We start from the raw sequence: 12,529 nt of genomic DNA on the forward strand, positions 1-12,529 counted from the left end.
TTTATAGTCAGTTAAAAACGAACTACGCAATTTGACCCTTTTTGAGATTACAATTATATACATTCGCATTCATGGAAAAAGTAAACCCAATTCAAGGAATTAAAGTTGACACCTCTAATGTTATTCAGCTAGAAAAAGGGAAAATTCCCCCGCAAGCTATTGATTTAGAGGAGGCTGTGTTGGGTGCAATGATGATTGATAAAAAAGGAGTCGATGAAATTATTGATATTCTTCATCCGGATGCCTTTTATAAAGATGCGAATAAGTTTGTTTTTGAGGCGATTGTTCAGTTGTTTGAATCTTCACAACCAATTGACTTATTAACAGTTTCAGCAAAATTAAAACAAGATAAAAGATTGGAAGCTGTTGGAGGTGACTTTTACCTTATTCAGCTTACCAAAAAAGTATCTTCGTCGGCACATATCGAGTTTCATGCGCGTATTATTCTACAGAAATATATTCAGCGTAGCTTGATAAAAATTTCTTCTGAAATTATCGAAGAAGCCTACGACGAAGGGACCGATGTTTTTGATTTGTTAGATAGTGCAGAGGCTAAACTGTACGAAGTTACCCAAGGAAACATTAAGCGTTCTTCGGAAACTGCGCAGAGTTTGGTAATGCAAGCTAAGAAGAAAATTGAAGAAATTTCAAACAAAGAAGGGCTCAGTGGAATTCCATCTGGGTTTGATAAGCTTGATAAACTAACTTCTGGTTGGCAACCAAGTGACTTGATTATTGTGGCGGCAAGACCTGGTATGGGTAAAACAGCACTTACGCTTTCGATGGCTCGAAATATTGCAGTAAATGCCAATACACCTGTAGCTTTCTTCTCGTTGGAGATGTCGTCGGTACAGTTAATTACACGTTTAATTTCTTCTGAAACAGGACTTTCTTCTGAAAAGTTAAGAACTGGAAAGCTAGAAAAACACGAGTGGGAACAGCTAAACGTAAAAGTAAAATCGTTAGAATCGGCACCACTTTTTATTGATGATACACCTTCGCTTTCAATTTTCGATTTAAGAGCAAAAGCACGCCGATTGGCTTCGCAGCACGGAATCAGAATGATTATAATTGACTACTTACAGTTGATGACCGCAGGTGGAAGTCAAAAAGGGGGAAATAGAGAGCAGGAAATTTCGACAATTTCTCGAAATTTAAAAGCATTGGCAAAAGAGTTGAATGTACCGGTAATTGCACTTTCTCAGTTATCGCGTGCGGTAGAAACACGTGGAGGTAGTAAGCGTCCGTTGCTTTCCGACCTTCGTGAATCTGGAGCGATTGAGCAAGATGCCGATATTGTATCATTTATCTATCGTCCAGAATATTATAAAATTGATGAGTGGGATGATGATGAGCGCAGTCCAACACAAGGGCAAGGAGAGTTTATTGTTGCTAAACACCGTAATGGTGGGTTGGAAAATATTCGTTTGAAGTTTATCGGACACTTAGGTAAGTTTGATAACTTAGACGATTTTGATGCGCCAAACGAATTCGAATCAAAAATGAATGACGACGGCGATACCTTGTCTACTAAAGATTTCCCAAGTCCAGACGAAGCATTTGGCAGTTCAATGAACAACGATTTTAACGCAGGAGATGTTCCTTTTTAAATAAAAGCATTCTCAAAAAATATATAAAACAGGCTTTTGGTTACATCTAGAAGCCTGTTTTTTTATGTGTCATTTTATCAGTTTTTTCAAAATTATAACAAAAAATAGATGTTAATGTTAGTCCATTATGGTACTTTTATAATTCGTCAAATTCTAAATTTCATATAATTTAATTTCGAACTTTTTAAATTCTTTTATTTATAAATGATTGGAAAATACGCTACGTTTTTAAAAATAGCAATAGAAGCGGCTATAGAAGCAGGAAATGAAATTCTTAAGGTTTATGAAAGAGAAGATTTTACTATTGTCGAGAAAGAAGACCAATCGCCTTTAACTGAAGCAGACCAAAAGGCAAATTCTATAATAAATAGGTATTTAAAGTCTACTAATATTCCAATCATCAGTGAGGAGAATTTAATCGAAAATTATGAAGTTCGTAAGCAATGGACTCAGTGTTGGATTGTAGACCCGTTAGATGGAACCAAAGAATTTATTCAGCGAAATGGAGAATTTACTGTAAATATAGCCTTGGTAGAAAATAATCAACCGGTATTAGGTGTTATTTATGTTCCAGTTTCTGGCGATTTATATTTTGGAGATGTGATAAAAAAGGCTTCATATAAGGTAAATGTTGCTGTATTTTCTGAAGATGTTCTAGAAAATTCGAAGCGTATTTATCCTAAAAATAGTGTTGAAAAAATTAAGGTTGTGGGTAGTAGGTCTCACTTATCAGAAAAAACAAATATGTATATTCAAAACTTGAAGAAAGAATCGGTAGTTGAGTTTGTAGCAGTTGGTAGTTCTATAAAATTTTGCTTCTTAGCTGAAGGAGAAGCGACACTTTATCCGAGATTTTCACCAACTATGGAATGGGATACTTGTGCTGGAGATGCTATATGTAGGGCTGTTGGACTTCAGACTAAAAACGCAGAAACCAACAAGCTGATAGAATATAATAAAGAAGACTTGTTGAACCCTTCTTTTATAGTGAGTTAAATGGGAGATATTTCAAGGAAAAGGCATATTGCTAAGGCAATAACATGGAGAGTTATAGGGACTTTAGATACCATATTACTTTCATGGATAATTTCAGGAAATCCTTTTACGGGATTAAAAATTGGGTTTACCGAAGTGGTAACCAAAATGATTTTGTATTATTTTCATGAAAGAATTTGGTTTAAGGCAAATGTTCCAGATAGTAAAAAACGACACTTGTACAAGACTATTACTTGGCGGTTGTTAGGAACAATCGACACAATGTTGCTGGCTTGGGTAATTTCAGGAGACCCATTTACGGGACTTAAAATTGGAGGAGCAGAGGTTGTTACCAAAATGTTGTTGTATTATTTGCATGAACGCGCTTGGTACCAAATAAATTTTGGATTAGGGAAAAGAAATACAAAGAAGTAGGCTGTTATGAAGTCAAATATATTTTCATATCCGTATAAAATTTCTCAGCAAATGAGAAATGAATTGAATGGCCATAAATCACTTTTAATTTGGTTTACGGGACTTTCTGGTTCAGGAAAATCTACTTTAGCTGATGCTTTGGAACAAAAGTTATACGAGTTAGGTGTTCGAACAATGGTTTTAGATGGCGATAATGTAAGAGGAAGTTTGAATAAAGGCTTAAGTTTTTCTGCTGATGACCGTTCAGAAAATATTAGAAGAGTTACTGAAATGTCACGTATACTCTTGGATTCGGGAGTTGTTGTTCTTGCGAATTTTGTATCACCCTACAAAAAAGATAGAGAATATGTAGAAAAGACAATAAAACCTAATATATTTGTCGAAATATATATGAAAACCAGTATTGAAATTTGCAAGCAGCGAGATCAAAAAGGTTTATATATGAAGGCTGAAAAAGGGACAATAAAAAATTTAACAGGGGTAAATGCTCCTTATGAAGTTCCAGAAAATCCAGCGGTAATAATTACAGAAAAAGACAGTTTGGAGCAAGCTGTTGAAAAAGTATATTTAGAAATAAAAGATAAGTTAGAACTCCAGATAGAATGAGTAAATATTATTTAAATTATTTAGACGAATTAGAATCGGAAGCTATATATGTGCTTCGCGAAGTGTGGGCACAATTTGACAATCCTGTAATTTTATTTTCGGGAGGTAAAGATTCAATTGTAGTAACGCACTTGGCTAGAAAGGCGTTTTACCCTGCTAAAATACCTTTTGCATTGATGCATGTTGATACTGGACATAATTTCCCAGAAACGATTAAGTTTCGAGATGATTTAATTGAAAGTTTGGGAGTGCAATTGATAGTGGGTTCTGTACAAGAATCTATCGACCAAGGTCGTGTAGCCGAAGAAAAAGGTAAAAATGCCACGCGAAATGCATTACAGATTACTACGCTTTTAGATGCTATTGAAACAAATAAAGTTGATTGCGCTATTGGAGGAGGTCGTAGAGATGAGGAAAAGGCGCGTGCTAAGGAGCGTTTCTTTTCGCACAGAGACGATTTTGGGCAGTGGGATCCTAAAAATCAAAGGCCAGAGCTTTGGAATCTTTTTAACGGGAAGTGTTTTGAAGGAGAGCATTTTAGAGCGTTTCCGATAAGTAACTGGACAGAGATGGATGTGTGGAATTACATTAAAAGAGAAAACATACAAATCCCGTCTTTGTACTTTGCACATGAGCGAAAAGTGATTTGGAGAAACAACTCTTGGATTCCGTATTCTGAATTTTTACAAATTGATGAGAATGAAGAAATCGTTACAAAACAGATTCGTTTTAGAACTCTTGGAGATATAACTATCACTGGAGGAATTGAAAGTGATGCTGATACAGTTGAAAAAATAGCACAAGAAGTTTCTGCAATGCGCCAAACAGAGCGTGGAAATCGTTCCGACGATAAGCGTTCTGAAACAGCGATGGAAGACAGGAAACGTCAGGGGTATTTTTAATTCCCCTAAATCCCCAGAGGGGAGTTTTTACTATAAAATTAAATATTATAATCAAAAAAATAGAGTCTAGTTCCTCCCTTTTGGGGAGGCTAGGTGGGGCTTAAATATGCAACTAGATAACAACCAATTATTACGATTTACAACAGCTGGTAGTGTAGATGACGGAAAAAGTACACTAATCGGGCGATTATTATACGATTCTAAATCAATCTTTGAAGACCAATTAGAAGCTATCGAGAATACCAGTAAAAAGAAGGGGCACGAAGGAGTAGATCTTGCTTTGTTTACAGACGGACTTCGAGATGAAAGAGAGCAAGGGATTACCATTGATGTAGCCTATCGTTATTTTACAACGCCAAAGCGGAAATTTATTATTGCCGATACGCCAGGTCATATTCAATATACTCGTAACATGATTACGGGAGCTTCAACAGCAAATGCAGCTATTATTTTAGTAGATGCACGTCATGGAGTAATCGAGCAGACCAAAAGGCATGCTTTTATTGCGTCTCTATTGCAAATTCCGCATATTATTGTATGTATTAATAAAATGGATCTGGTTGATTTTAAAGAAGAAGTGTATAACGATATTATTACGCAGTTTGAAGAGTTTTCGTCAAAGTTGTTGGTGAAAGATATTCGATTTATCCCAATCAGTGCTTTATTAGGTGATAATGTGGTAAAACGTTCTGAGACAATGGATTGGTATCAGGGTGCGCCACTTTTGCATACACTTGAAACAATGCATATTAGTAGTGATATCAATAAGGTAGATGCTCGTTTTCCGGTACAAACTGTGTTGCGTCCACAGAGTGAAGCGCATCGTGATTACAGGGGGTATGCAGGGCGAATTTCGAGTGGTATTTTTAGAAAAGGAGACGAGGTAACTGTGTTGCCATCAGGTTTTACTTCAAAAATAAAATCGATAGATGCTTTTGATAAGTCATTAGAAGAGGCCTATGCGCCAATGTCTGTTTCAATAACTTTAGAAGATGATATTGACATTAGTCGAGGCGATATGATTGTTCGTACAAAAAATAAACCAACATCTTCGCAAGATGTAGAAGTAATGTTGTGTTGGCTAAACAACGAATCTGCTAAGCCACGTACAAAATACACGGTGTATCATACCTCTAATGAGCAAATGGCGATGATAAAAGAGGTTGTTTATAAGATAGATATTAATACACTTGCTAGAAATAATGAAGATAAAGAGCTTCATATGAATGATATCTGCAAGGTAAAGTTAAGAACTACAAAACCTTTGTTATTCGATTCGTATAGAGAAAATAGAATAACGGGGAGTTTAATTTTGATAGATCCAGCGACGAATCAAACAGTAGCTGCTGGAATGATTGTTTAAATAATATTATAATAATAAAGAAAACAGGCTTTTGGAAACATTCAAAAGCCTGTTTTTTTTGTTTTATATTTTGATGATTTCTTCTGAAGAAGGTTAAAGTTTCTTAATAAGAAAACCTATTTTTACAATCGTTACGTATATCTTGAAAACGATATATTATCTAGAAGAATGAAAATTATGAAGAACAAATATAAAGTTGCTGTTATAGGCTTAGGTTATGTAGGTTTGCCACTTGCAGTTGAGTTTGCAAAAAAAGGATTTGCTGTGGTTGGTTTTGATATCAATCAGAAAAGAGTTGCAGAATTAAAAGAAGGTAAAGACGTAACCGATGAAGTTGCAGATGAAGATTTACAAGCCGTTAGCGGACTGTTAATTACTTCCGAAGAAAAAGAATTAAATGACTGTAATATGTATATCGTTACAGTTCCAACTCCTGTAAACGATTTTAAACAACCAGACTTAAAACCATTGTTATCGGCGAGTGAAACAGTTGGAAGATATCTCAAAAAAGGAGATGTTGTTGTGTATGAATCTACTACATATCCAGGTTGTACTGAAGAGGACTGTGTGCCTGTATTGGAGACTGCTAGCGGACTTCAGTTTAATGAAGATTTTTACTGCGGATATTCTCCAGAACGAATTAATCCAGGAGATAAAAAACGAAAGTTACCCAATATTATGAAAGTGACCTCGGGTAGCACGCCAGAGATTGCAGAAGAAATAGATCAGCTTTACAATTGTATTATCGAGGCAGGTACACACAAAGCATCGAGCATTAAGGTTGCGGAAGCTTCAAAAATAATTGAAAACACTCAGCGAGATATTAATATTTCATTAGTGAATGAATTGGCGCTTATTTTTGATAGAATGGGGGTTGATACGGTTGAGGTGCTTGAAGCTGCAGGGACAAAATGGAACTTTCTGCCTTTTCGTCCTGGTCTGGTTGGAGGTCATTGCATTGGAGTCGATCCGTATTATTTAACACATAAAGCAGAGCGCTTGGGGTATCATCCGCAGGTAATTCTTTCAGGAAGACGTATTAATAACGATATGGGTGTGTTTATTGCAAACAAAATTGTTAAGCTGATGGTGAAAGAGCAACTGCCAGTGAAAAATGCAAAAGCTTTAGTGTTAGGGATTACCTTTAAAGAGAATTGTCCAGATGTGCGAAATTCAAGAGTCATAGATGTTATTGAAGAGTTGGAAGGTTTTGGGCTGAATGTAGATACGTACGATCCGTATGCTGATAAAGAGGAAGTAGAGCGTTATTATGGCGTAGAATTGGTAGATTCTATTAAAGAAAAATACGAAACTATAGTGTTGGCTGTGGGACATGATAAATTTACTCAGTTAGATTTTGAAAGTTTAAAGTCAAGCCCAAGAACTGTTGTTTACGATGTAAAGAGTTTTCTTCCTAGGGAAAAAGTAACAGGTAGATTATAGTATATTTGTAAAATGAATGAAGGCTTAAATAAGAAAATCTTAATAACAGGAGGGGCGGGATTTATAGGCTCGCATGTGGTTCGACTTTTTGTGACTAAATATCCGTCGTACCAAATCGTAAATTTAGATGCGTTAACCTACGCAGGGAATCTTGAAAATTTAAAGGATATTGAAAGTGCTCCAAATTATACTTTTGTAAAAGGGGATATTACAGATGGTACTTTTATAAATGAATTATTTAAAAAATATAACTTTGATGGGGTTATTCATTTGGCTGCTGAAAGTCATGTAGACCGCTCTATCGAAGATCCGTTGGCATTTGTGAAAACTAATGTTATTGGTACAATGAATTTGTTAAATGCGGCAAAAGATATTTGGAAAAATGATTATGAAAGAAAGCGTTTTTATCATGTAAGTACAGATGAAGTTTATGGTACATTAGGAGAAAGCGGGTTGTTTACTGAGACAACTTCTTATGATCCAAACTCACCGTATTCAGCTTCGAAAGCAAGCTCCGATCACTTTGTTAGAGCCTACGGAGAGACGTACGGATTGCCGTATGTAATCAGTAATTGTTCTAATAATTATGGACCTAATCATTTTCCTGAGAAATTAATTCCGTTATTTATTAATAATATTATTCAGAAAAAATCATTGCCAGTTTATGGTGATGGAAATTATACACGCGATTGGTTGTATGTTATCGACCATGCGAGAGCGATAGATTTAGTTTTTCATAGAGGAGGAAATCATGAAACCTACAATATTGGAGGCTTTAATGAATGGAAAAATATTGACCTAGTAAAGACTTTATGTAAATTGATGGATGAAAAACTTGATAGAAAATCGGGTTCTTCGGAAGAGTTGATTACGTATGTAAAAGATCGTCCAGGACATGATTTGCGTTACGCTATCGATGCGTCAAAGATTAATAAAGAATTAGGATGGAAACCATCGGTTACTTTTGAGGAGGGCTTAGCAAAAACTATCGATTGGTATCTTGAGAATACAGCGTGGTTAGCGCAAGTAACTTCTGGTGCATATCAAGATTATTATGAGAAGCAATACGACGTTAGTTGAAAGTTGAGAGATGATTAGCGGATTGAAAAAGTCAGTGTAAATAAACATTCAACTCTAAACAATAAACACTAAACTATAAACTATAGATGAAAGGAATTATTCTTGCAGGAGGATCTGGAACAAGGTTACACCCATTAACATTATCGGTTAGTAAACAACTTATGCCGATATATGATAAACCGATGATTTATTATCCGCTTTCGACGTTAATGCGCGCAGGAATAAGAGAGGTTTTGATTATATCTACTCCTAAAGATTTACCGCTTTTTAAAAGTTTGTTAGGAGATGGTAAAAAGTTAGGGTGTGTGTTTGAGTATGCAGAGCAAGAACATCCAAACGGTTTAGCAGAAGCATTTATTATTGGTGCCGATTTTGTAGGAAACGACAAAGTAGCTTTAATTCTAGGAGATAATATTTTCTACGGAACAGGACTTAGTGAGTTGTTGCAAGCAAATAATGATCCTGATGGTGGGATTGTATATGCGTATCATGTCAATGACCCTGAGCGGTATGGAGTAGTTGAGTTTAATGAAGAAGGAAAGGCTATTTCGATTGAAGAAAAGCCACTGGAGCCTAAATCAAATTACGCAGTTCCAGGGATTTATTTTTACGATAACGATGTGATTGATATTGCTAAAAATATTAAACCGAGTCATAGAGGAGAGTTGGAAATTACCGATGTCAATAAAGTTTATTTAGAGCGTGGTAAACTGCAAGTAAGTATCATGGATAGAGGTACCGCATGGTTGGATACAGGAACATTTCAGTCGTTAATGCAAGCATCCCAATTTGTTGAGGTTATTGAGGAGCGTCAGGGATTGAAAGTAGGTGCCATTGAAGGAGCAGCTTATGAGATGGGGTACATTACTAAAGAAGAGTTTATAGCTTTAACCGAGCCATTAATGAAAAGTGGTTACGGAAAAAATTTATTAGGATTACTGAAAGAACAAAGATAAATGAACGTTACAGAGACTAAATTAAAAGGTTGTTTTATAATAGAACCTCGTGTTTTTCAAGATGATAGAGGGTATTTTTTTGAGAGTTTTAATGAGAAGCAGTTTAATGAGGCTGTAGGTGCAGAAGTCAATTTTGTTCAAGACAACCAATCTTTTTCTTCCAAAGGAGTTGTACGAGCACTTCATTATCAAGTAGGGGAGCACGCACAAGCCAAATTAGTGCGTGTGTTACAAGGAAAAGTTTTGGATGTTGCGGTAGATATTCGTAAAGAATCTGAAACTTTTGGACAATATGTAGCTGTAGAGCTTTCAGCAGAAAATAAAAAGCAATTATTTATTCCGAGAGGTTTTGCACATGGATTTGTCGCTTTAAGTGAAACAGCAGAATTCTTTTACAAGTGCGATAATTTTTATAATAAAGAAGCCGAAGGCGGAATTATATACAACGATCCTACTATTAATATCGATTGGATGCTAGCTAAAGATACGCTGCTTTTATCACCAAAAGACATAGAATTACCAACATTAGAAAATGCAATTCTATGATAAAAATACTAGTTACAGGCGCTAACGGACAATTAGGTCGTACAATCCACAAGTTTAAAAACGATTATAAAAATGCTGAATTTATTTTTTGTGATTCAAATGAATTAAATATAACAAAAAAGGATTCTGTTGAAAGTGTTTTTGAAAGATATCAACCAGATTACTGTATAAATTGTGCAGCTTATACAAATGTAGAGAAAGCTGAAGATGAGCCAGAAAAAGCGTTTGAAGTCAATGCTGAAGGAGTAAAGAATTTAGCAGAAGCTTGTAAAGTAAATCATACTATTTTAATTCATATTTCTACCGATTATGTTTTTGATGGAGAAAAAGGAACTCCATATTCTATTGATGATATTACGAATCCGATAAATGAGTATGGGAAGTCTAAATTAAAAGGCGAGCAATATATTCAAGATATTTTAGATAAATATTTCATAATTCGAACCTCATGGTTATATAGTAAAGAGTTTGGAAAGAATTTTTATAAAACAATTCTAGATAAAGCGCAAAAAGGAGTTGAAATCCGTGTTGTAGATAGTCAAGTAGGATGCCCTACAGGTGTAGTAAATTTACATAGATATGTTAAAGATATTGTAGAGGGGAAAAACACCCTTTATGGAATTAAACACTATTGCGATGGTGAGGTGTTAAGTTGGTATGATTTTGCAAGAAAAATAGTGAAAGAGAGTGGGTTTGAGAATGTTAATGTAGTTTGTGATAATTCGTATGTTACAAAAGCGAAGAGACCTAAGTATAGCGTGTTAGATTCGACTGAATAAATTGAGAAAGAAATCACTTGGTTAAATAATGGATTATTGTATTTTTGTGCGAAATGCTAAAGAAAACTTAAAAAAAGTAAATGTCGAAAATAATTAATGTTATATTGAGTGCGGAATTAGAAGTTTTGAAGAGTGGGCATTAAGGAAGTCTTTTTTAAAAAGTATAATTGCAACATAGATAATGAATAAAATTTGTTAAGATGAAAAGCTACGTAGAAGAGTATTTTAAAACAATTAATGATTCTTTTAAAGATTCTAATTATTATATTGATAAAGAGCAAATTAATTATGATTTGTTCTTTGATAGATTGTTGATTAAAACCAAGGAAGTCCAGAAAAATAATGGAAGAATTTTCTTTATAGGCAATGGTGCAAGTGCAGCTTTTGCAAATCATATGTCATTAGATTGGTCAAAAAATGGAGGAGTTTTAGCTTTGTCGCTTAGTGATAGTTCTCTTTTAACAGCTCTATCTAACGATTATTCTTATGAAAGTGCTTTTGTTGAGTTTTTGAAAATAAATAAAGTTAATTCATCTGATGTTGTTGTTACTATAAGTAGTAGTGGTAATAGTGGTAATATTGTAAAGGTTCTTGATTATTGTAATGAGTTTGATATTGTAACTTTCGGACTTTCAGGTTTGAAGGATAATAATGAGTCGATTAAGAAAGCAGGATACTCTATTTATGTACCTAGGAAAACTTATGGAGTAGTGGAATGTGTTCATCAGATTTTTTTACATTTATGGTTAGATAAATTTATGAACATAGAGGATTGGGCGAGAGATTCTTTTCAAGATATGAATTCATCAACATTTAATTTATAAACTTATTATTATGATTCATATTGGAATTGCTGGGTATGGTAAAATAGGAAGAGTAAGAGCAAATGAAATTAAAAAGAATTCTAATGCAAAGGTAGTGGCTGTGTTTGATATTCAGCGACCAGAGGACTTAGATGAGGATATTCTTTTTTGTGATTCGTTTGACGAGTTGTTAGAACAGAATATAGAAGCTATATTTATTTGTACATTTAATAATGTATTGGCCGATTATACTGTAAAGGCGATTGAGGCAGGGTTACATGTGTTTTGTGAGAAGCCACCTGCAAGAACGTCTGAAGAGTTAATGAGGGTTATTGAAGTGGAAAAGAAAAATGAAATCCATCTAAAATATGGATTTAATCATAGATATCATTACTCTGTTATAGAGGCGAAAAAAATAATCGATTCAGGTCAGATGGGTAAATTATTGTGGTTGAGAGGGGTTTATGGGAAAGCAGGTAGTATTGATTATGATAAGAATTGGAGGAATTACAAAGAATATTCAGGAGGAGGGATTTTAATTGACCAAGGGATTCATATGCTAGATTTAATTAGATATTTTTCTAATCAAGAATTTGAAAAAATCAATAGTTTTGTGACAACTTCATATTGGAATATTGAAGCAGAGGATAATGCTTTTGTAATTATGCAATCAGATCAAGGAATTACTGCAATGATGCACTCTAGTGCAACTCAATGGAGGCATAAGTTTTTACTTGAAATGTGTTTTGAAGAAGGTTATGTGAATTTAGAAGGAATATTATCTAATACAAGGAGTTATGCTCCCGAAAAATTAATAGTTGGCAGGAGAGAATTTGAAGATATAACCTTTGCGATGGGGAAACCTAAAGAAAATGTTACATGGTTTGAATATGATAATTCATGGAAATTGGAGGTTGAAGAGTTTATAGATGCAATCTTACGGAAATCAAAAATCATGAATGGAACAAGTCAAGATGCATTTGATACATTAAAGTTAGTGGAAAGGATATATGAAAAATCTGGATTTTAAT

The 12,529-nt window shown here is 34.5% G+C and carries 13 protein-coding genes; all 13 read left to right on the forward strand.

The genetic code is table 11. The features are described 5' to 3' along the window. The first annotated feature begins 71 nt into the window (after positions 1–71). Positions 72–1,610 carry a replicative DNA helicase gene (dnaB, locus tag JMA43_RS04315; protein ID WP_342155147.1) on the forward strand — a complete coding sequence of 513 codons (1,539 nt, stop codon included), beginning with the start codon at positions 72–74 and terminating at the stop codon, positions 1,608–1,610. A 204-nt stretch (positions 1,611–1,814) separates the two neighbouring features. Continuing rightward, positions 1,815–2,606 (forward strand): 3'(2'),5'-bisphosphate nucleotidase CysQ, encoded by a 792-nt coding sequence (cysQ, locus tag JMA43_RS04320; RefSeq protein WP_342155148.1) that lies wholly within the window; start codon positions 1,815–1,817, stop codon positions 2,604–2,606. Continuing rightward, positions 2,607–3,020 carry a DUF2061 domain-containing protein gene (locus JMA43_RS04325; protein WP_342155149.1) on the forward strand — a complete coding sequence of 138 codons (414 nt, stop codon included), beginning with the start codon at positions 2,607–2,609 and terminating at the stop codon, positions 3,018–3,020. A gap of 6 nt (positions 3,021–3,026) precedes the next feature. Further along, complete coding sequence (gene cysC, locus JMA43_RS04330; protein ID WP_342155150.1) at positions 3,027–3,626, forward strand: adenylyl-sulfate kinase; 600 nt, start codon at positions 3,027–3,029, stop codon at positions 3,624–3,626. Further along, positions 3,623–4,528 carry a sulfate adenylyltransferase subunit CysD gene (gene cysD, locus JMA43_RS04335; RefSeq protein WP_342155151.1) on the forward strand — a complete coding sequence of 302 codons (906 nt, stop codon included), beginning with the start codon at positions 3,623–3,625 and terminating at the stop codon, positions 4,526–4,528. Before cysC ends, cysD begins: the two co-directional genes overlap by 4 nt. 106 nt (positions 4,529–4,634) lie before the next feature. After that, positions 4,635–5,891: a sulfate adenylyltransferase subunit CysN gene (gene cysN, locus JMA43_RS04340; protein WP_342155152.1), complete on the forward strand. Its 1,257-nt coding sequence runs from the start codon at positions 4,635–4,637 to the stop codon at positions 5,889–5,891. 177 nt (positions 5,892–6,068) lie between these two features. Further along, complete coding sequence (locus JMA43_RS04345; protein WP_342155153.1) at positions 6,069–7,334, forward strand: nucleotide sugar dehydrogenase; 1,266 nt, start codon at positions 6,069–6,071, stop codon at positions 7,332–7,334. A gap of 12 nt (positions 7,335–7,346) precedes the next feature. Continuing rightward, positions 7,347–8,414: a dTDP-glucose 4,6-dehydratase gene (gene rfbB / locus JMA43_RS04350; RefSeq protein WP_342155154.1), complete on the forward strand. Its 1,068-nt coding sequence runs from the start codon at positions 7,347–7,349 to the stop codon at positions 8,412–8,414. Between the two features lie 86 nt (positions 8,415–8,500). Beyond that, complete coding sequence (gene rfbA, locus JMA43_RS04355) at positions 8,501–9,370, forward strand: glucose-1-phosphate thymidylyltransferase RfbA (RefSeq protein ID WP_342155155.1); 870 nt, start codon at positions 8,501–8,503, stop codon at positions 9,368–9,370. Next, the gene (gene rfbC / locus JMA43_RS04360) at positions 9,371–9,916 is read left to right on the forward strand and encodes a dTDP-4-dehydrorhamnose 3,5-epimerase (protein WP_342155156.1); all 546 of its coding nucleotides are present in this window, start codon (positions 9,371–9,373) and stop codon (positions 9,914–9,916) included. After that, positions 9,913–10,695, forward strand: a complete 783-nt coding sequence (gene rfbD / locus JMA43_RS04365) for a dTDP-4-dehydrorhamnose reductase (RefSeq protein WP_342155157.1) — start codon at positions 9,913–9,915, stop codon at positions 10,693–10,695. Before rfbC ends, rfbD begins: the two co-directional genes overlap by 4 nt. 200 nt (positions 10,696–10,895) lie before the next feature. Further along, complete coding sequence (locus tag JMA43_RS04370) at positions 10,896–11,519, forward strand: SIS domain-containing protein (protein WP_342155158.1); 624 nt, start codon at positions 10,896–10,898, stop codon at positions 11,517–11,519. A 10-nt stretch (positions 11,520–11,529) separates the two neighbouring features. After that, the gene (locus JMA43_RS04375) at positions 11,530–12,528 is read left to right on the forward strand and encodes a Gfo/Idh/MocA family protein (protein WP_342155159.1); all 999 of its coding nucleotides are present in this window, start codon (positions 11,530–11,532) and stop codon (positions 12,526–12,528) included. The last annotated feature ends 1 nt before the right edge of the window (position 12,529 follow it).

Source organism: Joostella sp. CR20 (assembly GCF_038433465.1).
Taxonomy (GTDB): Bacteria; Bacteroidota; Bacteroidia; order Flavobacteriales; family Flavobacteriaceae; genus Galbibacter.

Bases quoted from the DNA above. Each gene is read 5' to 3' on its own strand.
- JMA43_RS04345 (WP_342155153.1), top strand. From the start codon at position 6,069: ATGAAGAACAAATATAAAGTTGCTGTTATAGGCTTAGGTTATGTAGGT.
- cysN (WP_342155152.1), top strand. From the start codon at position 4,635: ATGCAACTAGATAACAACCAATTATTACGATTTACAACAGCTGGTAGT.
- cysQ (WP_342155148.1), top strand. From the start codon at position 1,815: ATGATTGGAAAATACGCTACGTTTTTAAAAATAGCAATAGAAGCGGCT.
- cysC (WP_342155150.1), top strand. From the start codon at position 3,027: ATGAAGTCAAATATATTTTCATATCCGTATAAAATTTCTCAGCAAATG.
- rfbA (WP_342155155.1), top strand. From the start codon at position 8,501: ATGAAAGGAATTATTCTTGCAGGAGGATCTGGAACAAGGTTACACCCA.
- dnaB (WP_342155147.1), top strand. From the start codon at position 72: ATGGAAAAAGTAAACCCAATTCAAGGAATTAAAGTTGACACCTCTAAT.
- rfbD (WP_342155157.1), top strand. From the start codon at position 9,913: ATGATAAAAATACTAGTTACAGGCGCTAACGGACAATTAGGTCGTACA.
- JMA43_RS04370 (WP_342155158.1), top strand. From the start codon at position 10,896: ATGAAAAGCTACGTAGAAGAGTATTTTAAAACAATTAATGATTCTTTT.
- rfbC (WP_342155156.1), top strand. From the start codon at position 9,371: ATGAACGTTACAGAGACTAAATTAAAAGGTTGTTTTATAATAGAACCT.
- JMA43_RS04375 (WP_342155159.1), top strand. From the start codon at position 11,530: ATGATTCATATTGGAATTGCTGGGTATGGTAAAATAGGAAGAGTAAGA.
- rfbB (WP_342155154.1), top strand. From the start codon at position 7,347: ATGAATGAAGGCTTAAATAAGAAAATCTTAATAACAGGAGGGGCGGGA.
- cysD (WP_342155151.1), top strand. From the start codon at position 3,623: ATGAGTAAATATTATTTAAATTATTTAGACGAATTAGAATCGGAAGCT.
- JMA43_RS04325 (WP_342155149.1), top strand. From the start codon at position 2,607: ATGGGAGATATTTCAAGGAAAAGGCATATTGCTAAGGCAATAACATGG.